Raw genomic sequence first — 24,435 nt, 5'->3', positions numbered from 1 at the left:
GCTGCGGCCCTCGCGGTCGCAGCGCCTGCCCCGTTCCAAAGGATTCGCGATGAGTTCGAACGCATCATTTTCCCCGCCGAGCCTGTTGCTCAGCACCATCGGTCTGTCGCTGGCGACCTTCATGCAGGTGCTCGACACCACCATCGCCAACGTGGCGCTGCCGACCATTTCCGGCAACCTGGGGGTGAGTTCGGAGCAGGGCACCTGGGTCATCACTTCCTTTGCCGTCAGCAACGCCATCGCCCTGCCGTTGACCGGCTGGCTGAGCCGGCGCTTCGGCGAGGTGAAGCTGTTCATCTGGGCCACGTTGCTGTTCGTGCTAGCCTCGTTTCTCTGCGGTATTTCCACCTCGATGCCCGAACTGGTGGGCTTCCGGGTGCTCCAGGGGCTGGTGGCCGGCCCGCTGTATCCGATGACCCAGACGCTGCTGATCGCCGTCTATCCGCCGGCGAGGCGAGGCATGGCCCTGGCGTTGCTGGCGATGGTCACGGTGGTCGCGCCGATTGCCGGGCCGATCCTCGGTGGCTGGATCACCGACAGCTACAGCTGGCCGTGGATCTTCTTCATCAATGTGCCGATCGGCATTTTTGCCGCCGCCGTGGTGCGTCAGCAGCTCAAGGCGCGGCCGGTGGTGATCAGTCGGCAGCCGATGGATTATGTCGGCCTGCTGACCCTGATCATCGGTGTCGGCGCGCTGCAGGTGATCCTAGACAAGGGTAACGACCTGGACTGGTTCGAATCGAATTTCATCGTCATCGGCGCGGTGATTTCGGCGATCGCCCTGGCGGTGTTCGTCATCTGGGAAATGACCGACGCGCATCCGGTGGTCAACCTGCGGCTGTTCGCCTACCGCAACTTCCGCATCGGCACCATCGTGCTGATCCTCGGTTACGCCGGGTTCTTCGGCATCAACCTGATCCTGCCGCAGTGGTTGCAGACCCAGATGGGCTACACCGCGACCTGGGCGGGGCTGGCGGTGGCGCCGATCGGCATCCTGCCGGTGCTGATGTCGCCCTTCGTCGGCAAGTACGCCAACCGGGTCGACCTGCGCCTGCTGGCCGGGATCGCCTTCCTGGCCATCGGCCTGAGTTGCTTCATGCGTGCCGGCTTTACCAATGAGGTGGACTTCGAGCACGTGGCGCTGGTGCAACTGTTCATGGGGATCGGCGTGGCGCTGTTCTTCATGCCGACCTTGAGCATCCTGATGTCGGACCTGCCGCCACAGCAGATCGCCGATGGCGCCGGCCTGGCGACCTTCCTGCGTACGCTGGGCGGCAGTTTTGCCGCATCCCTGACTACCTGGATCTGGATTCGCCGGGCGGACCAGCATCATGCCTACCTGAGCGAAAGCATCACGCCGTTCGACCCGGCGACGCGCGAGGCGCTGAACAATCTCGGTGGCGCGGGGGGCCAGGCCTACAGCCAGCTGGATCAGATTCTCAACAGCCAGGCCTACATGCTGTCGACCGTGGACTACTTTACGCTGCTCGGGTGGGGCTTCATGGGCTTGATGCTGCTGGTCTGGCTGGCCAAGCCGCCGTTCGCGGCGAAGGCCGGGCCAGCGTCGGCCGGGCATTGATCCGAGTCAGGCCCATTCGCGGGCAAGCCCTGCTCCTACGGTTCGGTGTCGTGTACGACATGAGTCTGTAGGAGCAGGGCTTGCCCGCGAAGCTTTTTACTGGAGCAGGGGTAACGCCGGCGGTGGCGGAAACTCGAACTCGCCCAGGTGGAATCCCTGCTCGTCCACCTGCAATGCCCAGCCCTGGCGATCCCAGTCACCCAGCACGATTCGCTTCGCCGCCTGGCTGCCGAGCTGCAGCTTGTGAATCGCCGGCCTGTGGGTGTGGCCGTGGACCAGGGTGTGCACGCCATACTGCTGCATGATCCGCGGGATCTCTTCCGGGGTCACATCAACGATGTCGTTGGCTTTCATCCGGGTTTGCGCCCGGCTTTCGCTGCGCAGCTTGCGCGCCAGCTTGTGCCGGGTACGCAACGGCAGGTGCCGCAGGATGAACAGGCTGATGGGGTTGCGCAGGTAGCGACGCAGGCGCATGTAGGCCTCGTCGCGGGTGCACAGGCTGTCGCCGTGCATCAACAGCACCGGCTCGCCATTGATCTGCACCACGCTCGGGTCCTTGAGCGGCGTGGCTCCGGCTGCCTTGCAGAAGGCCTTGCCGAGCAGGAAATCGCGGTTGCCGTGCATCAGGAAAATCGGGGTGCCGCCCTCGCTGACCTCGCGCAGTGCCGCGCAGATCGAGCGTTGGAAAGGGGTCATGGCATCGTCGCCGATCCAGGCTTCGAAGAAGTCGCCAAGGATATATAACGCTTGTGCCGAACGGGCGCGTCCGGCGAGGAAATCCAGAAACGCCCGGGTGATGTCCGGGCGCTCCTCTTCCAGATGCAAGTCTGAAATCAGCAGTATCACTCAACGATCTCGGCTTTCTCGATGATCACGTCTTCTGCCGGTACGTCCTGGTGGCCTGCCTTCATGGTGGTGGCAACGCCCTTGATGCTGTCGACCACTTCAGTGCCGGCGATCACCTTGCCGAATACCGCGTAGCCCCAGCCCTGAACGGTCTTGGCGCTGTGGTTGAGGAAACCGTTGTCGGTGACGTTGATGAAGAACTGTGCGGAAGCCGAATGCGGCTCCATGGTACGGGCCATGGCGATGGTGTACTTGTCGTTCGACAGGCCGTTGTCCGCTTCGTTCTGGATGCTTGGGCGCTTGTCTTTCTTTTCCTTCATGCCTGGCTCGAAACCGCCGCCCTGGATCATGAAGTTGCCGATGACGCGGTGGAACACGGTGTTGCTGTAATGGCCGGCCTTGACGTATTCAACGAAGTTGGCAACGGTCAGCGGGGCTTTTTCGGCGTTCAGCTCGAGAACGATCTCGCCGTGGTTGGTGGTCAGTTTGACTTGAGTCATGGTAGCTATCGCTCTGTTCAGGAAATTCGTGGGACGTGGCCGGCCCCTTCAAGGGGCTGCGCCACAACCTGGGCGGGGAGTTTAACGTGCTTGCCGGGCATTTCGAGGGTTTTTATACCGCCGGTATTAAAAGCAGCGGTTTTCCGGCTGGCCCTGTCAGGGGCTTGACAGGTTCGGCTATGATAGGAGTTTTGATTGACCCGGCCTATCCGGGCCACGCACTTGTTACGTCCAAGGATCTTATGAGCAAGCCCACTGTCGACCCTACTTCGAACGCCAAGACCGGCCCGGCTGTCCCGGTCAACTTCCTGCGCCCGATCATTCAGGCCGACCTGGATTCGGGCAAGCACACCCAGATCGTCACGCGTTTTCCGCCTGAGCCCAACGGCTACCTGCACATCGGTCACGCCAAGTCGATCTGCGTGAACTTCGGTTTGGCCCAGGAGTTCGGTGGCGTCACGCACCTGCGTTTCGATGACACCAACCCGGCCAAGGAAGATCAGGAGTACATCGACGCCATCGAGCGTGACGTCAAGTGGCTGGGTTTCGAGTGGGCCGGCGAAGTGCGCTACGCCTCGCAGTATTTCGATCAACTGCACGACTGGGCGGTCGAACTGATCAAGGCCGGCAAGGCCTATGTCGACGACCTGACTCCAGAGCAGGCCAAGGAATACCGCGGCAGCCTGACCGAGCCGGGCAAGAACAGCCCGTTCCGCGAGCGTTCCGTCGAGGAGAACCTCGACTTGTTCGCGCGCATGAAGGCCGGTGAGTTCAAGGACGGCGAGCGTGTATTGCGGGCCAAGATCGACATGGCCTCGCCGAACATGAACCTGCGTGACCCGATCCTCTACCGCATCCGCCATGCCCATCACCACCAGACCGGTGACAAGTGGTGCATCTACCCGAACTACGACTTCACCCACGGTCAGTCGGATGCCATCGAGGGCATCACCCATTCGATCTGCACCCTGGAATTCGAAGGCCACCGTCCGCTGTACGAATGGTTCCTGGACAACCTGTCGGTGCCGTGCAAGCCGCGCCAGTACGAGTTCTCGCGGCTGAACCTGAACTACACCATCACCAGCAAGCGCAAGCTCAAGCAACTGGTGGACGAGAAGCACGTCAATGGTTGGGACGACCCGCGCATGTCGACCCTGTCAGGCTTCCGTCGTCGCGGTTACACGCCCAAATCCATCCGCAACTTCTGCGAGATGGTCGGCACCAACCGTTCCGATGGTGTGGTGGACTTCGGCATGCTGGAGTTCAGCATCCGTGACGACCTCGACCAGAGCGCGCCACGCGCCATGTGCGTGCTGCGTCCGCTGAAGGTGGTGATCACCAACTACCCGCAAGGCCAGGTCGAGAACCTCGAACTGCCCTGCCATCCGAAGGAAGACATGGGGGTGCGCCAGTTGCCGTTCGCCCGTGAGATCTACATCGATCGCGACGATTTCATGGAAGAGCCGCCCAAGGGCTACAAGCGACTGGAACCGGCGGGTGAGGTGCGCCTGCGCGGCAGCTACGTGATCCGTGCCGACGAGGCGATCAAGGATGCCGATGGCAACATCGTCGAGCTGCGCTGCTCCTATGACCCGGACACCCTGGGCAAGAACCCCGAGGGTCGCAAGGTCAAGGGCGTGATCCACTGGGTGCCGGCGGCTGCCAGCGTCGAGTGCGAGGTGCGCCTGTACGATCGTCTGTTCCGCTCGCCGAACCCGGAGAAGGCCGAAGACGGCGCAAGTTTCCTGGACAACATCAACCCTGATTCCCTGCAGGTCCTCACCGGTTGTCGTGCCGAACCCTCGTTGGGCAACGCACAGCCGGAAGACCGTTTCCAGTTCGAGCGCGAAGGCTACTTCTGCGCGGATATCAAGGACTCGAAACCAGGTGCCCCGGTATTCAACCGTACCGTGACCCTGCGCGACTCCTGGGGTCAGTGATTCAGTCAAGGAATTAACGTGCTTACGATCTACAACACGCTCACCAAGAGCAAAGAAGTCTTCAAGCCGCTGGACGGCAACAAGGTGCGCATGTACGTCTGCGGGATGACCGTGTACGACTTCTGCCACCTGGGCCACGGCCGCAGCATGGTCGCCTTCGACCTGGTGACCCGCTGGCTGCGCTTCAGCGGTTATGACCTGACCTATGTGCGCAACATCACCGACATCGACGACAAGATCATCAACCGGGCCAACGAGAACGGCGAGTCGTTCGAAGCGCTGACCGAGCGCATGATCGCGGCAATGCACGAGGATGAGGCGCGCCTGAATATCAGGAAGCCGGACATGGAGCCGCGGGCCACCGACCATATCGCCGGCATGCACGCGATGATCCAGACCCTGATCGACAAGGGCTATGCCTACGCCCCGGGCAACGGCGACGTGTACTACCGTGTCGGCAAGTTCATGGGCTACGGCAAGCTGTCGCGCAAGAAGATCGAAGACCTGCGCATCGGTGCGCGGATCGAGGTTGGCGAGTCCAAGCAGGACCCGCTGGACTTCGTCCTGTGGAAAGCGGCCAAGCCGGGTGAGCCGAGTTGGGAATCGCCTTGGGGCGCCGGGCGTCCGGGCTGGCACATCGAATGCTCGGTGATGTCGACCTGCTGCCTGGGCGAGACCTTCGACATTCATGGTGGCGGCAGCGACCTGGAGTTCCCGCACCACGAGAACGAGATCGCCCAGAGCGAGGCGGCCACCGGCAAGACCTACGCCAATGCCTGGATGCATTGCGGCATGATCCGCATCAATGGCGAGAAGATGTCCAAGTCCCTGAACAACTTCTTCACCATTCGCGACGTGCTGGACAAGTACCATCCGGAAGTCGTGCGTTACCTGCTGGTGGCGAGCCACTATCGCAGTGCCATCAACTATTCGGAAGATAACCTCAAGGACGCCAAGGGCGCCCTGGAGCGTTTCTACCATGCATTGAAGGGCCTGCCGAACGTGCCGGCTGCCGGTGGCGAGGCGTTCGTCGAGCGTTTCACCCAGGCAATGAACGACGACTTCGGTACCCCCGAGGCCTGTGCGGTGCTGTTCGAGATGGTGCGCGAGATCAACCGCTTGCGCGAGATCGATGTCGAGGCGGCGGCGGGGCTGGCGGCGCGTCTCAAGCAACTGGCCGACGTGCTGGGCGTGTTGCAGCTGGAGGCGGACGAGTTCCTGCAGGCCGGTGCCGAAGGTCGTGTCGATGCGGCACAGGTCGAGGCACTGATCCAGGCGCGCCTGGCTGCGCGGGCCAACAAGGACTGGGCTGAATCCGACCGGATCCGCGACCAGATCACCGCCATGGGCGTGGTGCTGGAAGACGGCAAGGGCGGTACGACCTGGCGGCTGGCTGACTGAGCCTTGCGCTGAGTGAACAGAAACCCGCCTTGTGCGGGTTTTTGTGTTTTGGGGTGTCTGGTAGGGCCCTGTTCTCGGATGAATCCTGCTCCCACTGAACACAAGCCCTTTGTGCGTCGCGTTCATCCGCGAACAGGGCCGCCACAAACAACAAGGGCACCCGAAGGTGCCCTGTCTTGACTGCTATCACCTGTCAGGCATGCAGCGATTCGGCCGCATACAAGGTATTTTCCAGCAGGCAGGCGCGGGTCATCGGGCCAACGCCGCCCGGAACCGGAGTGATCCAGCCGGCGCGGGGCAGGGCGGTCTCGTAGACCACGTCGCCCACCAGCTTGCCGTCTTCCTGGCGGTTGATGCCGACGTCGATGACGATGGCGCCTTCCTTGACCCACTCCCCCTTGACCAGGCCCGGCTTGCCGGCGGCCACCACCAGCAGGTCGGCGCGGCCGACGTGGCCGGCCAGATCCTTGGTGAAGCGGTGGGTCACGGTCACGGTGCAGCCGGCCAGCAGCAGTTCCATGGCCATCGGGCGGCCGACGATGTTGGAAGCGCCAACGATTACCGCATTCATTCCGTAGAGGTCGGCACCGGTGCTTTCCAGCAGGGTCATGATGCCTTTCGGGGTGCAGGGGCGCAGCAGCGGAATACGCTGGGCCAGGCGGCCGACGTTATAAGGATGGAAACCGTCCACATCCTTGTCCGGGCGAATGCGTTCCAGCAGTCTGGATGCATCCAGGTGCTCGGGCAGTGGCAACTGAAGCAGGATGCCGTCGATGCTCGGATCGTCATTCAGGCGGTCGATCAACTCGGTCAGTGCCTGTTGCGTGGTTTCGCTAGGCAGGTCATAGGCTTGTGAAATGAAGCCGACTTCTTCGCAATCCTTGCGCTTGTGCGAGACATATACCTGGGAGGCAGGATCGCTGCCGACCAGAATCACTGCGAGGCCTGGCGTACGCAGACCCTGCTGGCGACGCTCGGCGACACGTTGAGCGATCTGCTGGCGCAGACGAGCGGCGATCGCCTTGCCGTCGATTAGTTGTGCAGTCATGACGCGTGATTAACCATCGAAAGGGGTGGAAAAAGAGTGCACATTCTCGCACGCCAGGGCGCGAGGGCAAAGGCGCTTGGTCTGGATATTCCCCTAACTCCTTTATATTTCTAAATTTTTTTCAAAAAAGAGTTGACGACCTTCCGACTCGTCTATAACATTCGTCGCACTTGTCGGGCACAGCCTAGCACTGGTTGAGAAGGTCGAGCTGAATAGGCGGATGTTACAGTCTGGCTCAGCAAGATTGAAAGCTCTTAGTTTGTAGTCATTGTAGAGTACAAATTAATAAGGCGCCCGTAGCTCAGCTGGATAGAGCATCCGCCTTCTAAGCGGATGGTCGCAGGTTCGAGTCCTGCCGGGTGCGCCATTGAGGCAGCTTTGGCACAAGTAACGCAATATGGTGGGCGTAGCTCAGTTGGTAGAGCGCAGGATTGTGACTCCTGTTGTCGTGGGTTCGATCCCCATCGTCCACCCCATATTCGAATAAAGACGCCAGATTAATCATCTGGCGTCTTTGCTTTAACGGTTTGACCCGCGGACGTGGTGGAATTGGTAGACACACTGGATTTAGGTTCCAGCGCCGCGAGGCGTAAGAGTTCGAGTCTCTTCGTCCGCACCAGATTGGCTTCAAATACAAAAGACGGCGCAGCACCTGAACAAGGGCTGCGCCGTTTTTGTTTCAGCGCTCGGCAGGTCCGCAAGGCTGCCGGCCCGGGTGTCGGCCGGTTGCTTCTTCCATCGGGGAGAAGGGCGGCGACGGCTCTGGCACGAGTGATTGCGTGTTGTCGGAAAAGGATGCCAACAGCCTGTTCCGACGAATAATTACCGGCTGTTTCCTGCTCGTTTTCAGCGGGGTGACTTCTTGAGTATGACCCACTAGAATGCATGCCCTTGCTTCTGAGGTCGGAAACGGCCGGCTAACGTCTGTGCAACGAGGAATATCCATGCAAGTTTCTGTTGAAAATACATCGGCTCTTGAGCGCCGCATGAGCATCACCGTGCCAGCTGAGCGCATCGAGACCCAGGTCAACAAGCGTCTGCAGCAGACTGCCCAAAAGGCCAAGATTGCAGGCTTCCGCCCTGGCAAGGTGCCAATGAGCGTGATCCGTCAGCGTTTCGAAGCTGATGCCCGTCAGGAAGCGGTAGGTGACGTGATCCAGGCTTCCTTCTATGAAGCCGTGGTCGAGCAGAAGCTGAACCCTGCTGGCCAGCCTTCGGTCGAGCCGAAGGTGCTGGAAAAAGGCAAGGATCTGGAATACGTCGCTACCTTCGAAGTGTTCCCGGAGTTCACCGTTGCCGGTTTCGACTCCATCGCCGTCGAGCGCCTGAGCGCCGAAGTGGCTGATGCCGACCTGGACAACATGCTGGAAATCCTGCGCAAGCAGAACACCCGTTTCGAAGTGGCCGAGCGCGCTGCCCAGAACGAAGATCAACTGAACATCGATTTCGTCGGCAAGGTCGACGGCGAGGCCTTCGCTGGCGGTTCCGCCAAGGGCACCCAGCTGGTTCTGGGGTCCAACCGCATGATCCCGGGCTTCGAAGACGGCCTGGTCGGTGCCAAGGCCGGTGAAGAGCGCGTTCTGAACCTGACCTTCCCCGAGGACTACCAGAACCTGGACCTGGCTGGCAAAGTCGCCGAGTTCACCGTCACCGTGAACACTGTTTCCGCGCCAACCCTGCCTGAGCTGAACGAAGCCTTCTTCGCCCAGTTCGGTATCAAGGAAAGCGGCCTGGACGGCTTCCGCACCGAAGTTCGCAAGAACATGGAGCGCGAACTGCGTCAGGCGATCAAGTCCAAGGTCAAGAACCAGGTAATGGACGGCCTGCTGGCTGCCAACCCGATCGAAGTGCCAAAGGCTCTGCTGGTCAACGAAGTCAACCGTCTGCGCGTGCAGGCTGTTCAGCAGTTCGGTGGCAACATCAAGCCTGACCAACTGCCGGCCGAACTGTTCGAAGAGCAGGCCAAGCGCCGTGTGGTTCTGGGCCTGATCGTGGCTGAAGTGGTCAAGCAATTCGACCTCAAGCCTGACGAAGAGCGCGTTCGCGAACTGATCCAGGAAATGGCTTCGGCCTATCAGGAACCCGAGCAAGTTGTGTCCTGGTACTACAAGAACGAGCAGCAGCTGAACGAAGTTCGTTCGGTTGTGCTGGAAGAACAAGTTGTGGATACTGTTCTGCAGAAGGCGAAAGTGACCGATAAATCGGTCTCCTACGAAGAAGCAGTCAAGCCGGCGGAAGCTCCAAAAGCCGACTGATTTTCTGACTCGTTGGAAATACACACCATAAGCCAGCCTCGTGCTGGCTTATGCGTATTCAAGACATGACTATTTGGGTGCAGAGCATGTTCCGTAATTCTTATATTCAGCAGAACTCTGATATCCAGGCCGCCGGCGGCCTGGTCCCGATGGTTGTCGAGCAGTCTGCTCGTGGCGAACGCGCCTATGACATCTACTCGCGTCTGCTCAAGGAGCGAGTGATTTTCCTGGTGGGTCCTGTGGAAGACTACATGGCCAACCTGATCTGTGCGCAACTGCTGTTCCTTGAAGCGGAAAACCCGGACAAGGACATCCATCTGTACATCAACTCTCCAGGCGGTTCGGTGACTGCGGGCATGTCGATCTACGACACCATGCAGTTCATCAAGCCGAACGTATCGACCACCTGCATCGGCCAGGCCTGCAGCATGGGTGCGTTCTTGCTGACCGCGGGTGCCGAGGGCAAGCGTTTCTGCCTGCCGAACTCGCGTGTGATGATTCACCAGCCACTGGGCGGTTTCCAGGGCCAGGCATCGGACATCGAAATCCATGCCAAGGAAATCCTGTTCATCCGCGAACGCCTCAACACGCTGATGGCCAAGCACAGCGGGCGTACGCTCGAAGAAATCGAGCGCGACACCAACCGCGACAACTTCATGAGCGCCACCGCCGCACGTGAATACGGCCTGATCGACGAAGTGATCGAAAAGCGTCCCGCGTGAAATAAGCGGCACAAAACAGGGGTGGTCGGCCGGTCCGATCACCTGCGGGCTTGAAAAAGCCCGCAATAGCCTTCATCTTGTGTTGCAAGCCTATCGGATTTGGATCGAACGAATGACTGACACCCGCAACGGCGAGGACAACGGCAAGCTGCTTTATTGCTCCTTCTGTGGCAAAAGCCAGCATGAAGTGCGCAAATTGATTGCCGGCCCCTCGGTCTTTATCTGCGACGAGTGCGTCGACCTGTGCAATGACATCATCCGTGAGGAGGTGCAGGAGGCACAGGCCGAGAGCAGCGCGCATAAATTGCCTTCGCCTAAAGAAATCAGCGGCATCCTTGATCAGTACGTCATTGGTCAGGAGCGTGCCAAGAAGGTTCTGGCCGTAGCGGTATACAACCACTACAAGCGCCTGAACCAGCGCGACAAGAAGAGTGACGACGTCGAACTCGGCAAGAGCAACATCCTGCTGATCGGCCCGACCGGCTCGGGCAAGACCCTGCTGGCCGAAACCCTGGCACGCCTGCTGAATGTGCCGTTCACCATCGCTGACGCAACCACCCTCACCGAGGCGGGCTATGTGGGCGAGGACGTGGAAAACATCATTCAGAAGCTGCTGCAGAAGTGCGATTACGACGTGGAAAAGGCCCAGATGGGCATTGTCTACATCGACGAAATCGACAAGATTTCCCGCAAGTCCGACAACCCGTCGATTACCCGCGACGTTTCCGGCGAAGGCGTGCAGCAGGCCCTGCTGAAGCTGATCGAAGGTACCGTGGCTTCCGTGCCGCCGCAGGGCGGTCGCAAGCACCCGCAGCAGGAATTCCTGCAGGTCGACACCCGTAACATCCTGTTCATCTGCGGTGGTGCGTTCTCTGGCCTGGAAAAGGTCATCCAGAACCGTTCGACCAAGGGCGGCATCGGTTTCAGCGCCGAAGTCCGCAGCAAGGAAGAGGGCAAGAAGGTCGGCGAGTCCCTGCGTGAAGTCGAGCCTGACGATCTAGTCAAGTTCGGTCTGATCCCCGAGTTCGTTGGCCGTCTGCCGGTGCTGGCGACCCTGGACGAGTTGGATGAGGCCGCGCTGATGCAGATCCTCACCGAACCGAAGAACGCCCTGACCAAGCAGTATGCCAAGCTGTTCGAAATGGAAGGCGTCGACCTCGAGTTCCGTGCCGATGCGCTGAAATCCGTGGCCCGTCGTGCCCTGGAGCGCAAGACCGGTGCCCGTGGCCTGCGTTCCATCCTCGAAGGCATCCTGCTCGACACCATGTACGAGATCCCGTCGCAGTCCGACGTGAGTAAAGTGGTGATCGACGAAAGCGTCATAGAAGGCAAGTCCCAGCCGCTGTACATCTATGAAAACAGCGAGCCGACCGCCAAGGCCGCACCTGACGCCTGAGTGCTGACGTGCGTGACCCGAAAAAGGGGGCCTCAGGGCCCCCTTTTGCTTTTGCGCGGGCTTTTGCGAAGAGGGGCGCTTGTTTTTTTTCCGGGTAGCCCCCATCTTGGTCCCAAGCTTTCTTTCCACCTGTTTCCGGCCTCAGGGCCGCCGTAGAGGCGAAATCATGAAGACGACCATCGAATTGCCTCTCCTGCCATTGCGTGATGTCGTGGTGTATCCGCACATGGTTATCCCGCTGTTCGTGGGGCGCGAGAAGTCTATCGAAGCCCTCGAGGCCGCGATGACGGGCGACAAGCAGATCCTGCTGCTGGCCCAACGTAATCCTGCCGATGATGACCCGGGCGAAGACGCGCTGTATCGGGTCGGCACCGTGGCGACCGTGCTGCAACTGCTCAAGCTGCCTGATGGCACCGTCAAGGTGCTGGTCGAGGGCGAGCAGCGCGGTACTGTCGAGCATTTCAGCGAAATCGACGGCCATTGCCGTGCACAGGTGGCGCTGATCGAGGAAACCGAGGCGCCGGATCGTGAATCCGAAGTGTTCGTGCGCAGCCTTCTCTCGCAATTCGAGCAGTATGTGCAACTGGGCAAGAAGGTTCCGGCCGAAGTCCTGTCCTCGCTCAACAGCATCGATGAGCCCAGCCGCCTGGTCGACACCATGGCCGCGCACATGGCGCTGAAGATCGAGCAGAAGCAGGAAATCCTCGAGATCATCGAACTGCCGGCCCGTGTCGAGCACGTGCTGGCGCTGCTGGACGCGGAAATCGACCTGCTGCAGGTCGAAAAACGCATCCGTGGCCGCGTCAAGAAACAAATGGAGCGCAGCCAGCGCGAGTACTACCTGAATGAGCAGATGAAGGCCATTCAGAAGGAACTGGGCGATGGCGACGAGGGCCACAACGAAATCGAGGAGCTGAAGAAGCGCATCGATGACGCCGGCCTGCCCAAGGACGCCCTGGCCAAGGCCCAGGCCGAGCTGAACAAGCTCAAGCAGATGTCGCCGATGTCCGCCGAGGCCACCGTGGTGCGTTCCTACCTCGACTGGCTGGTACAGGTACCGTGGAAGGCCCAGAGCAAGGTGCGCCTGGACCTCAAGCGGGCCGAGGACATCCTCGATGCCGATCACTACGGCCTGGAAGAGGTCAAGGAGCGGATCCTCGAGTACCTCGCCGTGCAGAAGCGCGTGAAGAAGATTCGCGGGCCGGTGTTGTGCCTGGTCGGTCCTCCGGGTGTCGGCAAGACTTCCCTAGCGGAGTCGATCGCCAACGCGACCAACCGCAAGTTCGTCCGCATGGCCCTCGGTGGCGTGCGCGACGAAGCGGAAATCCGTGGTCACCGTCGGACCTACATCGGTTCGATGCCGGGAAGATTGATACAAAAAATGACTAAGGTGGGGGTACGCAACCCGCTGTTCCTGCTCGATGAAATCGACAAGATGGGCAGCGACATGCGTGGCGACCCGGCCTCGGCACTGCTGGAGGTCCTGGACCCCGAGCAGAACCACAATTTCAACGACCATTACCTGGAAGTCGACTACGACCTGTCCGATGTGATGTTCCTGTGCACCTCCAACTCGATGAATATCCCGCCGGCGCTGCTGGACCGGATGGAAGTGATCCGCCTGCCGGGTTACACCGAGGACGAGAAGATCAACATCGCGACCAAGTACCTGTCGCCCAAGCAGATCCAGGCCAACGGCCTGAAGAAGGGCGAGCTGGAGTTCGAAGAGGACGCGATCCGCGACATCATCCGCTATTACACCCGCGAAGCCGGTGTGCGTGGCCTGGAGCGGCAGATCGCCAAGGTCTGCCGCAAGGCGGTGAAAGAGCATGCCGTGGAAAAACGCTTCTCGGTGAAGGTCACTTCCGACCTGCTGGAGCACTTCCTGGGCGTGCGCAAGTTCCGCTATGGCCTGGCCGAGCAGCAGGACCAGGTGGGGCAGGTGACCGGCCTGGCCTGGACCCAGGTCGGTGGCGAGCTGCTGACCATCGAGGCTGCGGTGGTACCGGGCAAGGGGCAACTGATCAAGACCGGTTCCCTGGGCGATGTGATGGTCGAGTCGATCACCGCCGCCCAGACCGTGGTGCGTAGCCGGGCCAAGAGCCTGGGTATTCCGCTGGACTTCCACGAGAAGCGCGACACCCACATCCACATGCCGGAAGGGGCCACGCCTAAGGATGGTCCGAGCGCCGGTGTAGGAATGTGTACCGCATTGGTGTCGGCTCTGACCGGTATTCCCGTGCGTGCGGATGTCGCCATGACCGGCGAGATCACCCTGCGTGGCCAGGTGCTGGCGATTGGTGGGCTGAAGGAGAAATTGTTGGCCGCTCACCGTGGCGGGATCAAGACCGTGATCATTCCGGAAGAGAACGTGCGCGATCTGAAGGAAATTCCTGACAATATTAAGCAGGATCTTCAGATTAAACCGGTTAAATGGATTGACGAAGTCCTGCAAATTGCGCTGCAATACGCCCCGGAGCCCTTGCCAGATGTGGTTCCGGAGATCGTCGCGAAGGATGAGAAACGCGATTCGGATTCCAAGGAAAGAATCAGTACCCATTAGTAGAGATCTTGCCTGGGGGGCTTCCTTGACAGCTTTTTAGAGCCCTTGTTATAAAGCGGCTCTTATAAGTGGCTGTAGGCCATTCAGCACCTGTTTTAGCTTTCACCAAAAACTTAGAAACATACTCAATAGATATAAGGGGACTTAGAGTGAACAAGTCGGAACTGATTGATGCTATCGCCGCATCTGCTGATCTCCCGAAAGCCGCTGCTGGCCGTGCGCTGGACGCAGTAATCGAATCCGTCACTGGCGCTCTGAAGGCCGGCGACTCCGTTGTACTGGTTGGCTTCGGTACTTTCTCCGTGACCGATCGCCCTGCTCGCACTGGTCGTAACCCACAGACCGGTAAGACGCTGGAAATCCCGGCTGCCAAGAAGCCAGGTTTCAAGGCTGGTAAAGCACTGAAAGAAGCGGTCAACTGAGTTTCTTCAACGCCTTTGCCTGTACCAGGTCGGGCTCGCTCCCGACCTGGCAGCGGAGCGGTAAAGCGGTTGGCCGGGCCCACCAGGGCTGCTGACCTGTCATACCGGGGTTCGATCCTCGTCCGCTCCGCCAGTTACGAGAAGGCGCATCCTCGGATGCGCCTTTCTTCTATCCGGACTCTACCCACGCTCCACGGTTGCCCATTCTTGAGGTTCAACCGTTTCTGGGGGACGCATGCTGCAAAATATCAGGGACAATTCACAAGGCTGGATTGCCAAGACCATTATCGGAGTCATCGTTCTGTTGATGGCGCTGACCGGTTTCGATGCCATTTTCCGGGCCACCTCCACCAGTCAGGACGCGGCCAAGGTCAATGGTGAGGAAATCACCCAGAACGAGCTGAGCCAGGCCGTCGACATGCAACGTCGCCAGCTGATGCAGCAACTGGGCAAGGATTTCGACCCATCGCTGCTGGATGAAAAAATGCTCCGCGAATCGGCTCTCAAGGGGCTGATCGATCGCAAGCTGCTGTTGCAAGGCGCCGAGAAATCGAAATTCGCCTTCTCCGAAGCGGCGCTGGACCAGGTCATCCTGCTGACGCCTGAATTCCAGGTGGATGGCAAATTCAATTCCGATCGTTTCGACCAGGTGATTCGCCAACTGGGCTACAGCCGGATGCAGTTCCGCCAGATGCTGGCTCAGGAAATGCTCATTGGCCAGGTACGCGCCGGTCTGGCGGGCAGCGGTTTCGTGACTGACAACCAGGTGCTGGCGTTCGCCCGCCTGGAGAAGCAGACCCGTGATTTCTCCTCCCTGACCGTCAAGAGCGACCCGGCTGCAGTCAAGCTGACCGATGACGAGGTCAAGGCCTACTACGACAAGCACGCCAAGGAATTCATGACGCCGGACCAGGTGGTCGTGGACTATCTGGAGCTGAAGAAGTCTTCCTTCTTCGACCAGGTCAGCGTCAAGGACGAGGACCTGCAGGCCCTGTACAAGAAGGAAACCTCGAACCTGGCCGAACAGCGTCGTGCGGCGCACATCCTGATCGAAGTGAACGACAAGGTCACCGATGCCCAGGCCAAGGCGAAGATCGAGGAGATTCAGCAGCGCCTGGCCAAGGGTGAGGACTTCGCGGCCCTGGCCAAGCAGTTCTCCCAGGACCCGGGTTCGGCCAACAATGGCGGTGACCTCGGTTTCGCCGGCCCTGACGTCTACGATCCGGCTTTCGAAAAGGCGCTGTATGCCTTGAACAAGGGGCAGGTATCGGGCCCGGTACGCAGCGAGTTCGGCTACCACCTGATCAAGCTGCTGGGCGTCGAGGCACCTGAAGTGCCGACCTTCGCCAGCCTCAAGGACAAGCTGACCCGCGAGCTGAAGGCCCAGCAGGTCGAGCAGCGTTTCGTCGAGGCGACCAAGCAGCTCGAGGACTCGTCGTTCGAGGCTTCCGACCTGGCCCAGCCAGCCCAGGACCTGAACCTGAAGGTACAGACCACCGCGCCGTTCGGTCGTGAAGGCGGCGAAGGCATTGCGGCCAACCGTGCCGTGGTGACCGCCGCGTTCAGCCCGGAGGTTCTGGATGAGGGTGCCAACAGCAGCGCCATCGACCTGGACCCGGACACTGTCATCGTCCTGCGCGCCAAGGAGCACCGCAAGCCGGAGCAACTGCCGCTGGAAAGTGTCGATGCGAGCATTCGCAAGCAACTGACCAAGGAGCACGCCACCGCGGCGGCGAAGGTCAAGGCCGACGAACTGATCGCCAGCCTGCGTGAAGGCAAGGCGCTGCCGGCCGGTCAGTCCTGGAAGGTCCAGGAAGCCGTCACCCGTGGCCAGGAAGGTGTCGATCCTGCGGTGCTGCAGGCCCTGTTCCGCATGCCAAAGCCTGCGGCCAAGGACAAGCCGACCTTCGACACCGTGACCCTCGCTGATGGCAACCTGGTCATCGTGCGCCTGAGCGGCGTCAACGAAGGTGCTGCGCCGACCGATCAGGAGAAGGCGTCCTACCGTCGCTTCCTCGCTTCGCGTATCGGCCAGCAGGACTTCGCCGCGTATCGCAAGCAGTTGGAAGGCGAGGCGGAGATCAAGCGCTTCTGAAGTCGCTGATACCGTTCTGCCGTAAACAGGAAGGCCGCTCAATCGAGCGGCCTTCCTGTTTCTGTCAATCCAGATGCTGTGGCGCGGTGTCCGGCCTCTTCGCGGGCAAGCCCTGCTCCTACAGTTTTGTGTCGTATGTGGAAACTGAGAGCGACACTGATCCTGTAGGAGCAGGGCTTGCCCGCGAAGGGGCCCGAGCAGGCCTACGAGGCCTTCTCGGGTGTAAGAAACGCAGCCTTCAGCAATTGCCGGGTATAGGGGTGTTGCGGCGCCTCGAAGATCTCCCGTGCATCCCCTTGCTCCACCACCTGTCCGTGCTTGACCACCATCAACTGGTGGCTCAGTGCCTTGACCACCGCCAGGTCATGGCTGATGAACAGGTAGGTCAGGTTGTACTTGACCTGCAGCGAACGCAGCAGTTCGACCACCTGGCGCTGTACGGTGCGATCCAGGGCCGAGGTTGGCTCGTCGAGCAGGATCAGCGCCGGCTTGAGCACCAGGGCCCGGGCGATGGCGATCCGCTGCCGCTGGCCTCCGGAGAACTCGTGGGGATAGCGGTGGCGGGTCTGCGGGTCGAGGCCGACTTCCTTCAGGGCGGCGATGATCGCCTGTTCCTGTTCGGCCGGGGTGCCGATCTTGTGGATGCGCAGGCCCTCACCGACGATCTCGCTGACGCACATGCGCGGGCTGAGGCTGCCGAACGGGTCCTGGAACACCACCTGCATCTCCCGCCGCAACGGCCGTACCTGTTGCTGGGACAGGCTGTCCAGCGCCTGGCCCTCGAAGCGGATGGCGCCCTGGCTGCCGATCAGCCGCAGGATGGCCAGGCCCAGAGTCGACTTGCCCGAACCGCTCTCGCCGACGATCCCTAGGGTCTGGCCCTGGGGCAGGCTGAAGTTGATGCCGTCCACCGCCTTGACGTGATCGACGGTACGCCGCAGCAGACCCTTGCGGATGGGGAACCAGACCTTCAGGTCCTCGATTTCCAGCAGCGGTGCACCCACCGGATTGGCTGCGGGTGCGCCGCTCGGTTCGGCGCTGAGCAGTTCGCAGGTATACGGATGCTGCGGTTGGCTGAACAACGCTTCGCAGTCGGCCTGCTCGACGATGCGCCCCTGCTGCATCACGCACACCCGGTGGGCGATCCGCCGCACTAGGTTGAGGTCATGGCTGATCAGCAGCAGGGCCATGCCTAGGCGCGCCTGCAGTTCCTTGAGCAGGTCGAGGATCTTCAGTTGCACGGTGACGTCCAGCGCCGTGGTCGGCTCATCGGCAATCAGTAGCTCCGGCTCGTTGGCCAGGGCCATGGCGATCATCACCCGCTGCCGCTGGCCGCCGGAGAGCTCGTGTGGCAGCGCCTTGAGGCGTTTGTGCGGTTCGGGTATGCCGACCAGTTCCAGCAGCTCCAGGGTGCGTTTGGTGGCGACCTTGCCGGTCAGGCCCTTGTGGATGGCGAGGACTTCGTTGATCTGCTTCTCGATCGAGTGCAGCGGGTTCAGCGAGGTCATCGGCTCCTGGAAGATCATCGCGATACGGTTGCCGCGAATGTGCCGCAGGGTCTTTTCCTTGAGTGTCAGCATGTCCTGGCCGGCGTACTGGATACTGCCGCTGGGGTGGTGCGCGAGCGGGTAGGGCAGCAGGCGCAGGATCGAGTGTGCGGTCACCGACTTGCCGGAGCCGCTCTCGCCGACCAGGGCCAGGGTCTCGCCGCGACGGATATCGAAGCTGACGTTTTCGACCACTCGCTGGCGCTGTTCGCCAACGACGAACTCCACGGCGAGGTCGCGTATTTCGATCAGATTGTCCTGATTCATCTCATTTCCTCGGATCGAAGGCATCGCGGGCGGACTCGCCGATGAACACCAGCAGGCTGAGCATGATCGCCAGCACGGCGAACGCACTGATACCCAGCCATGGCGCCTGCAGGTTGGATTTGCCCTGGGCCACCAGCTCGCCAAGCGATGGCGCCCCCGGTGGCAGGCCGAAGCCGAGGAAGTCCAGGGCGGTCAGGGTACCGATGGCGCCGGTGAGAATGAACGGCATGAAGGTCATGGTCGAGACCATGGCATTGGGCAGGATATGGCGGAACATGATCGCGCCGTTCTGCATGCCCAGCGCCCGGGCCGCCCTTACGTACTCGAGGTTGCGGCCACGGAGGAACTCGGCACGGACCACATCCACCAGGCTCATCCAGGAAAACAGCAGCATGATCCCCAGCAGCCACCAGAAGTTGGGCTGGACGAAACTGGCGAGGATGATCAGCAGGTAGAGCACCGGCAGGCCGGACCAGATTTCCAGGAAGCGCTGCCCGGCCAGGTCGACCCAGCCGCCGTAGAAGCCCTGCAGGGCGCCGGCGACCACGCCGATGATCGAACTGAGGACCGTCAGGGTCAGGGCGAACAGCACCGAGATGCGGAAGCCGTAGATCACCCGCGCCAGCACGTCGCGGCCCTGGTCATCGGTGCCCAGCAGGTTGTCGGCCGAGGGCGGGGCGGGGGCCGGCACCCTGAGGTCGTAGTTGATGCTCTGGTAGCTGAAGGGGATCGGCGCCCACAGCACCCAGGCGTCCTTGGCCTTGAGCAGTTCGCGGATGTACGGGCTCTTGTAGTTGGCCTCCAGCGGGAACTCGCCGCCGAAGGTGGTTTCCGGGTAGCGCTTGAGGGCGGGGAAATACCAGCCGCCGTCATAGTGCACCACCAGCGGCTTGTCGTTGGCGATCAGCTCGGCGCCGAGGCTGATGACGAACAGCCCGAGGAACAGCCACAGGGACCACCAGCCGCGCTTGTTGGCCTTGAAACGCTCGAAGCGTCGGCGATTGAGGGGGGAAAGCTGCATCTCAATGCTCCCGATGTTCGAAGTCGATACGTGGGTCGACCAGGGTATAGGTCAGGTCGCCGATCAGTTTCATCACCAGGCCCAGCAGGGTGAAGATGAACAGCGTGCCGAAGACCACCGGGTAGTCGCGGTTGATCGCCGCCTCGAAGCTCATCAGGCCCAGGCCGTCGAGGGAGAAGATCACTTCCACCAGCAGCGAGCCGGTGAAGAAGATGCCGATGAAGGCCGCGGGGAAGCCGGCGATCACCAGCAGCATGGCGTTGCGGAACACGTGGCCGTAGAGCACGCGACGTTGCGTCAGGCCCTTGGCCCTGGCGGTGATCACGTACTGCTTGTTGATCTCGTCGAGGAAGCTGTTCTTGGTCAATAGCGTCATGGTCGCGAAGTTGCCGATCACCAGGGCGGTGACGGGCAGGGCCAGGTGCCAGAAGTAGTCGCAGACCTTGCCGAACAGGCTCAACTGGTCGAAGTTGCCCGAGGTCAACCCGCGCAGGGGGAACCAGTTCAGGTAGCTGCCGCCGGCAAACACCACGATCAGCAGGATGGCGAACAGGAACGCCGGGATCGCGTAACCGACGATGATCGCCGAACTGGTCCAGACGTCGAAGTGGCTGCCATGCCGGGTCGCCTTGGCGATGCCCAGGGGAATCGACACCAGGTACATGATCAGCGTGCTCCACAGGCCAAGGGAGATCGATACCGGCATTTTCTCCTTGATCAGGTCGATGACCTTGGCGTCGCGAAAGAAGCTGTCGCCGAAATCCAGGGTCGCGTAGTTCCTGATCATGATCCACAAGCGTTCCGGCGCCGACTTGTCGAAGCCGTACATGTGCTCGATTTCCTTGATCAGTGCCGGGTCCAGGCCCTGCGCCCCGCGATAGCTGGAACCGGCCACCGAGACCTCCGAGCCGCCGCCGGCGATCCGGCTGGTGGCACCGTCGAAACCTTCGAGCTTGGCGATCATCTGCTCTACCGGGCCACCCGGGGCGGCCTGGATGATCACGAAGTTGATCAGGAGGATGCCGAAGAGGGTCGGGATGATCAGCAGCAGTCGCCGTAGAATGTAAGCCAGCATCTTATGGTTGCCCCGCGCCGGTGCCGTTGGTGTTCTCCGGCGAAGCCACCGGTTTTGCGTCCGGCTTGATCCACCAGGTGGAGGTGCCGACATCGTAGGTCGGCGAGACTTTCGGGTGGGCGACATGATCCCAGTAGGCAATACGCCAGGTCTTGATGTGCCAGTTCGGGATCACGTAGAAGCCCCACTGCAGCACCCGGTCCAGCGCCCGGGCGTGGTCGACCAGACTCTGCCTTGAGTCGGCATTGATCAACTGTTCCACCAGGATGTCCACGGCCGGGTCCTTGAGCCCCATGAAGTTGCGGCTGCCGGGCTTGTCGGCACTGGCTGACATCCAGAATTCGCGCTGTTCGTTACCGGGCGAGCTCGACTGCGGGAAGCTGCCGACGACCATGTCGAAGTCCCGCGAGCGCAGGCGGTTGATGTACTGGGAGACATCGACCCGGCGAATCACCAGGTCGATCCCCAGGTCGCCGAGGTTGCGCTTGAACGGCAGCAGCACCCGTTCGAAATCGGTCTGGGCCAGCAGGAACTCGATGCGCACCGGCTTGCCCTCGGTGTCGACCATCCGATCGTCGACGATATGCCAGCCGGCGTCGAGCAGCAGTTGGTAGGCGCGGCGTTGCTGGTCGCGGATCATCCCGCTGCCGTCGCACACCGGCGGCTGGTAGGCCTGGTTGAATACCTGGTCGGGAATCCTGCCGCGCAGCGGTTCGAGGATTGCCAGTTGCGCCTTGTCCGGCAGGCCGGTGGCGGCCATCTCCGAGTTCTCGAAATAGCTGCGGGTGCGGGTATAGGCACCGTTGAACAACTGCTTGTTGCTCCACTCGAAGTCGAACAGCAGGCTCAACGCCTCGCGCACGCGCACGTCCTGGAACATCGGCTTGCGCAGGTTGTAGACGAAACCCTGCATGCCGGTCGGGTTGCCGTTGGGAATCTGTTCCTTGATCAGCCGTCCCTGGGCCACGGCCGGGGTGTTGTAGGCATTGGCCCAGTTCTTCGCGCTCATTTCCAGCCAGTAGTCGAACTGCCCGGCCTTGAGAGCTTCGAGGGCGACGCTGCTGTCGCGGTAGTAGTCGGTGGTCATCACATCGAAGTTGTAGAACCCGCGGTTGATCGGCAGGTCCTTGGCCCAGTAGTCCTTGACCCGCTCGTAGCGTACCGAGCGTCCGGCCTTGACCTCGGCGAGCTTGTACGGCCCGCTGCCGAGGGGGAACTCCAGGTTGCCCTTGTTGAAGTCGCGGGTGGCCCACCAGTGCTTGGGCAATACCGGCAACTGGCCGAGAATCAGTGGCAACTCGCGGTTGTTGGTGTGCTTGAACTTGAACAGCACCCGCAGCGGGTCCTCGGCGACCACCTCGGCGACATCGGCATAATAGGCGCGGTAGAGCGGGGCGCCGTCCTTGATCAGGGTCTCGAAGCTGAACACCACGTCCTCGGCGCGCATCGGATGGCCATCGTGGAAACGCGCCTCGGGCCGCAGGTAGAAGCGTACCCAGCTATTGTCGGGGGCTTTCTCGATCTTGCCGGCGACCAGTCCGTACTCGGTAAAGGGTTCGTCCAGGCCCTGGCGGGCCAGGGTGTCGTAGATCATGCCGATGCCGTCGGCCGGCACGCCCTTGTTGATGAACGGGTTGAGGCTGTCGAAGCTGCCGGAGGCCGACTCGCGGAAGGTACCGCCCTTGGGCGCATCGGGGTTGACGAAGTCGACGTGCTTGAAGTCGGCGGGGTATTTCGGCGGTTCGTCGTAAAGGGTCAGGGCATGTTGTGGGGCGGCGCCGGCGAAACCGGTCATACCGATCGACAGCAGGCCACCGGCACAGAGCAGCAGGGCGCGCAAGGGCATCATTGGGCTTTCTCCGAAGCTTTCATCCACCAGGCGCTCAGGCCCAGGGTGTATGGCGGCGTGGTGACGAAGGCGAACCGGTTGCGGTAGGCCAGACGGTGATAGTTGAGGTACCAGTTGGGAATCATGTAGTGCTGCCACAGCAGCACCCGGTCCAGGGCGCGGCCGGCGGCCAGTTGCTCGTCCCGTGACTGTGCGGCCAGGAGGGCTTCGAGCAGGCGGTCGACCACCGGGTTGGCGACGCCGGCGTAGTTCTTGCTGCCCTTGACGGTTGCCTGGCTGGAGTGGAAGTACTGCCATTGTTCCAGGCCGGGGCTGAGCGTCTGGTCGAGGGTCATCAGGATCATGTCGAAATCGAACTGATCCAGGCGCTGTTTGTACTGGGCACGATCCACGGTTCTCAGGTGGGCGTCCACGCCAATACTGGCAAGGTTTTCGACATAAGGCTGGAGAATCCGCTCGAGATTCGGGTTGACCAGCAGGATTTCGAAGTGCAGCGGCTGCCCGGCACCGTTAACCAGGCGTTGACCGTCCAGCTTCCAGCCGGCCTGCGCGAGCAGCCCCAGGGCGCGGCGCATGGTTTCGCGGGGAATGCCGCGGCCGTCGGTGCGCGGCAGGCTGAAGGGCTGGGTGAACAGGGCGGCGGGCAACTGCTCGCGATAGGGCGAGAGCAGCAGCCACTCCTTCCCGACCGGCAGCCCGCTGGCGGAAAACTCGCTGTTGGGGTAGTAGCTCATGGCCCGCTGATAGGCATTGTTGAACAGCGTGCGGTTGGTCCACTCGAAATCGAACATCAGGCCGATGGCCTCGCGCACCTTGTCCTCGGCGAAGGCGCTGCGGCGGCTATTCATGAACAGGCCCTGGGTCTGCGTCGGGATCTGGTGGGCGATCTGTGCCTTGATCACGTCGCCGCGCAGCACGGCGGGAAAGCTGTAGCCACTGGCCCAGTTCTTTGCCTGGTGCTCGATGTAGATATCGAATTCACCGGCCTTGAAGGCCTCGAAGGCGACATCGCTGTCCCGGTAGAACTCGACCTCGACCCGGTCGAAGTTGTACTTGCCGCGATTGACCGGCAGGTTCTCGCCCCACCAGTTTTTCACCCGTTCGAATACCAGTTGCCGGCCCGGCTGGACCCGGGTGATGCGATAGGGGCCGCTGCCCAGTGGCGGCTCGAAGGTGGTGGCCTTGAAGTCGCGGCCTTGCCAGTAGTGTTGCGGCAGCACCGGCAGCTCACCCAGGCGCAGGATCAGCAGCGGGTTGCCTGAACGCTTGAAGACGAAGCGGATCCGCTGCGGCCCGAGCACATCGACCCGCGACACTTCCTGCAGGCTGGTGCGGTATTGCGGATGCCCCTCCTTGAGCAGGAGTCGATAGGAAAACGCCACGTCATAGGCGGTGATCGGCGTTCCGTCGTGAAAACGCGCCTCGGGGCGCAGGTTGAACACCACCCAACTGCGATCCTCGCTGTACTCCACCGTTTGCGCGATCAGCCCGTAGCTGGACGTCGGCTCGTCGCCGGACGGCGCATACTGGCCGGTGCCGACCATCAGGGTTTCGTTCAGTTCGTTGACGCCATACTGCAGGAAGTTCGGCGTCGACACCGGGCTGGTGCCCTTGAAAGTGTAGGGGTTGAGCGTGTCGAAGGTACCGAAGGCCATGACCCGCAAGGTGCCACCCTTGGGCGCATCGGCGTTGACCCAGTCGAAGTGGGTGAACCTGGCGGGGTACTTGAGCGTACCGAACTGCGCATAACCGTGGCTTTCGCTGATTGTCGCGCTTGCGGGGAAGCTCAAGGCCAGGCTGATGAAGAACGGGAGGAGGGGACGCATCAGCTCAGGGATCCGGTCCAGACTGCTTGGGCTCTATGGATCTTACCTTAACAGCTTGTATCGGCAGGAAAAAGGCCGCTACT

At 61.3% G+C, this 24,435-nt stretch carries 17 protein-coding genes and 3 tRNA genes; 12 read left to right on the top strand and 8 right to left on the bottom strand.

Going from position 1 to position 24,435, the window contains the following annotated elements; genetic code table 11:
* The first annotated feature begins 49 nt into the window (after positions 1–49).
* The gene (locus ACM62G_RS02265) at positions 50–1,579 is read left to right on the top strand and encodes a DHA2 family efflux MFS transporter permease subunit (RefSeq protein WP_419736618.1); all 1,530 of its coding nucleotides are present in this window, start codon (positions 50–52) and stop codon (positions 1,577–1,579) included.
* A 96-nt stretch (positions 1,580–1,675) separates the two neighbouring features.
* Here ACM62G_RS02265 and lpxH read toward each other — a convergent pair whose 3' ends face one another.
* Both lpxH and ACM62G_RS02255 read right to left on the bottom strand, forming a co-directional pair.
* A complete protein-coding gene (gene lpxH, locus ACM62G_RS02260; RefSeq protein ID WP_419736617.1) occupies positions 1,676–2,425 on the bottom strand; it encodes a UDP-2,3-diacylglucosamine diphosphatase in 750 nt (249 codons plus the stop codon).
* Positions 2,422–2,925: a peptidylprolyl isomerase gene (locus ACM62G_RS02255; RefSeq protein ID WP_054059618.1), complete on the bottom strand. Its 504-nt coding sequence runs from the start codon at positions 2,923–2,925 to the stop codon at positions 2,422–2,424. Before ACM62G_RS02255 ends, lpxH begins: the two co-directional genes overlap by 4 nt.
* A 242-nt stretch (positions 2,926–3,167) precedes the next feature.
* On the opposite strand from ACM62G_RS02255, the gene ACM62G_RS02250 reads away from it, so the two are divergent.
* Positions 3,168–4,865, top strand: coding sequence for a glutamine--tRNA ligase/YqeY domain fusion protein (locus ACM62G_RS02250; RefSeq protein WP_054059617.1), 1,698 nt, complete (start codon positions 3,168–3,170; stop codon positions 4,863–4,865).
* Between the two features lie 18 nt (positions 4,866–4,883).
* A complete protein-coding gene (gene cysS, locus ACM62G_RS02245) occupies positions 4,884–6,266 on the top strand; it encodes a cysteine--tRNA ligase (protein WP_416772523.1) in 1,383 nt (460 codons plus the stop codon).
* Between the two features lie 193 nt (positions 6,267–6,459).
* Here cysS and folD read toward each other — a convergent pair whose 3' ends face one another.
* The gene (folD, locus tag ACM62G_RS02240; protein WP_273826350.1) at positions 6,460–7,314 is read right to left on the bottom strand and encodes a bifunctional methylenetetrahydrofolate dehydrogenase/methenyltetrahydrofolate cyclohydrolase FolD; all 855 of its coding nucleotides are present in this window, start codon (positions 7,312–7,314) and stop codon (positions 6,460–6,462) included.
* Between the two features lie 290 nt (positions 7,315–7,604).
* On the opposite strand from folD, the gene ACM62G_RS02235 reads away from it, so the two are divergent.
* From ACM62G_RS02235 to ACM62G_RS02195, 9 genes are all read left to right on the top strand, one after another.
* Positions 7,605–7,681: transfer RNA gene (locus ACM62G_RS02235), tRNA-Arg, on the top strand.
* Between the two features lie 33 nt (positions 7,682–7,714).
* A tRNA-His gene (locus ACM62G_RS02230) sits at positions 7,715–7,790 on the top strand.
* A gap of 58 nt (positions 7,791–7,848) precedes the next feature.
* Positions 7,849–7,933 (top strand) — tRNA-Leu (locus tag ACM62G_RS02225).
* A gap of 325 nt (positions 7,934–8,258) precedes the next feature.
* On the top strand, positions 8,259–9,569 hold the full coding sequence (gene tig, locus ACM62G_RS02220) for a trigger factor (RefSeq protein WP_419736616.1): 1,311 nt from the start codon (positions 8,259–8,261) through the stop codon (positions 9,567–9,569).
* Positions 9,570–9,655: 86 nt separating this feature from the next.
* Positions 9,656–10,291 carry an ATP-dependent Clp endopeptidase proteolytic subunit ClpP gene (gene clpP, locus ACM62G_RS02215; RefSeq protein WP_010445788.1) on the top strand — a complete coding sequence of 212 codons (636 nt, stop codon included), beginning with the start codon at positions 9,656–9,658 and terminating at the stop codon, positions 10,289–10,291.
* Between the two features lie 112 nt (positions 10,292–10,403).
* Positions 10,404–11,687 (top strand): ATP-dependent Clp protease ATP-binding subunit ClpX, encoded by a 1,284-nt coding sequence (gene clpX / locus ACM62G_RS02210; RefSeq protein ID WP_017906644.1) that lies wholly within the window; start codon positions 10,404–10,406, stop codon positions 11,685–11,687.
* Between the two features lie 166 nt (positions 11,688–11,853).
* On the top strand, positions 11,854–14,250 hold the full coding sequence (gene lon / locus ACM62G_RS02205; RefSeq protein ID WP_054057853.1) for an endopeptidase La: 2,397 nt from the start codon (positions 11,854–11,856) through the stop codon (positions 14,248–14,250).
* A gap of 149 nt (positions 14,251–14,399) precedes the next feature.
* Positions 14,400–14,672, top strand: a complete 273-nt coding sequence (locus ACM62G_RS02200; protein ID WP_017906642.1) for an HU family DNA-binding protein — start codon at positions 14,400–14,402, stop codon at positions 14,670–14,672.
* 235 nt (positions 14,673–14,907) lie between these two features.
* Positions 14,908–16,767 (top strand): SurA N-terminal domain-containing protein, encoded by a 1,860-nt coding sequence (locus tag ACM62G_RS02195; RefSeq protein WP_416772527.1) that lies wholly within the window; start codon positions 14,908–14,910, stop codon positions 16,765–16,767.
* Positions 16,768–16,970: 203 nt separating this feature from the next.
* Here ACM62G_RS02195 and ACM62G_RS02190 read toward each other — a convergent pair whose 3' ends face one another.
* From ACM62G_RS02190 to ACM62G_RS02170, 5 genes are read right to left on the bottom strand one after another with little or no spacing between them, the layout of a single operon-like run.
* On the bottom strand, positions 16,971–18,581 hold the full coding sequence (locus ACM62G_RS02190; protein ID WP_419736615.1) for an ABC transporter ATP-binding protein: 1,611 nt from the start codon (positions 18,579–18,581) through the stop codon (positions 16,971–16,973).
* 1 nt (position 18,582) lies between these two features.
* Positions 18,583–19,602 (bottom strand): ABC transporter permease, encoded by a 1,020-nt coding sequence (locus ACM62G_RS02185; RefSeq protein WP_054057850.1) that lies wholly within the window; start codon positions 19,600–19,602, stop codon positions 18,583–18,585.
* Position 19,603: 1 nt separating this feature from the next.
* Positions 19,604–20,677: a microcin C ABC transporter permease YejB gene (locus ACM62G_RS02180; protein ID WP_054057849.1), complete on the bottom strand. Its 1,074-nt coding sequence runs from the start codon at positions 20,675–20,677 to the stop codon at positions 19,604–19,606.
* A 1-nt stretch (position 20,678) separates the two neighbouring features.
* Positions 20,679–22,526, bottom strand: coding sequence for an extracellular solute-binding protein (locus ACM62G_RS02175; RefSeq protein ID WP_419736614.1), 1,848 nt, complete (start codon positions 22,524–22,526; stop codon positions 20,679–20,681).
* Positions 22,523–24,352, bottom strand: a complete 1,830-nt coding sequence (locus ACM62G_RS02170; protein ID WP_054057847.1) for an extracellular solute-binding protein — start codon at positions 24,350–24,352, stop codon at positions 22,523–22,525. Before ACM62G_RS02170 ends, ACM62G_RS02175 begins: the two co-directional genes overlap by 4 nt.
* Positions 24,353–24,435: the final 83 nt, after the last annotated feature.

It is taken from the genome of Pseudomonas sp. COR18 (assembly GCF_048568395.1).
Classification (GTDB): domain Bacteria; phylum Pseudomonadota; class Gammaproteobacteria; order Pseudomonadales; family Pseudomonadaceae; genus Aquipseudomonas; species Aquipseudomonas fuscovaginae_B.
Note: the sequence above shows the minus strand (reverse complement) of the source record. Positions and strands in the feature narration are given on the sequence as shown.

Excerpts from the sequence above, each read along its gene's own strand:
- ACM62G_RS02190 (WP_419736615.1), bottom strand. The coding sequence starts at position 18,581 with ATGAATCAGGACAATCTGATCGAAATACGCGACCTCGCCGTGGAGTTC.
- tig (WP_419736616.1), top strand. The coding sequence starts at position 8,259 with ATGCAAGTTTCTGTTGAAAATACATCGGCTCTTGAGCGCCGCATGAGC.
- ACM62G_RS02195 (WP_416772527.1), top strand. The coding sequence starts at position 14,908 with ATGCTGCAAAATATCAGGGACAATTCACAAGGCTGGATTGCCAAGACC.
- ACM62G_RS02175 (WP_419736614.1), bottom strand. The coding sequence starts at position 22,526 with ATGATGCCCTTGCGCGCCCTGCTGCTCTGTGCCGGTGGCCTGCTGTCG.
- ACM62G_RS02185 (WP_054057850.1), bottom strand. The coding sequence starts at position 19,602 with ATGCAGCTTTCCCCCCTCAATCGCCGACGCTTCGAGCGTTTCAAGGCC.
- ACM62G_RS02265 (WP_419736618.1), top strand. The coding sequence starts at position 50 with ATGAGTTCGAACGCATCATTTTCCCCGCCGAGCCTGTTGCTCAGCACC.
- clpP (WP_010445788.1), top strand. The coding sequence starts at position 9,656 with ATGTTCCGTAATTCTTATATTCAGCAGAACTCTGATATCCAGGCCGCC.
- ACM62G_RS02250 (WP_054059617.1), top strand. The coding sequence starts at position 3,168 with ATGAGCAAGCCCACTGTCGACCCTACTTCGAACGCCAAGACCGGCCCG.
- ACM62G_RS02170 (WP_054057847.1), bottom strand. The coding sequence starts at position 24,352 with ATGCGTCCCCTCCTCCCGTTCTTCATCAGCCTGGCCTTGAGCTTCCCC.
- lon (WP_054057853.1), top strand. The coding sequence starts at position 11,854 with ATGAAGACGACCATCGAATTGCCTCTCCTGCCATTGCGTGATGTCGTG.
- clpX (WP_017906644.1), top strand. The coding sequence starts at position 10,404 with ATGACTGACACCCGCAACGGCGAGGACAACGGCAAGCTGCTTTATTGC.
- ACM62G_RS02180 (WP_054057849.1), bottom strand. The coding sequence starts at position 20,677 with ATGCTGGCTTACATTCTACGGCGACTGCTGCTGATCATCCCGACCCTC.
- ACM62G_RS02255 (WP_054059618.1), bottom strand. The coding sequence starts at position 2,925 with ATGACTCAAGTCAAACTGACCACCAACCACGGCGAGATCGTTCTCGAG.
- folD (WP_273826350.1), bottom strand. The coding sequence starts at position 7,314 with ATGACTGCACAACTAATCGACGGCAAGGCGATCGCCGCTCGTCTGCGC.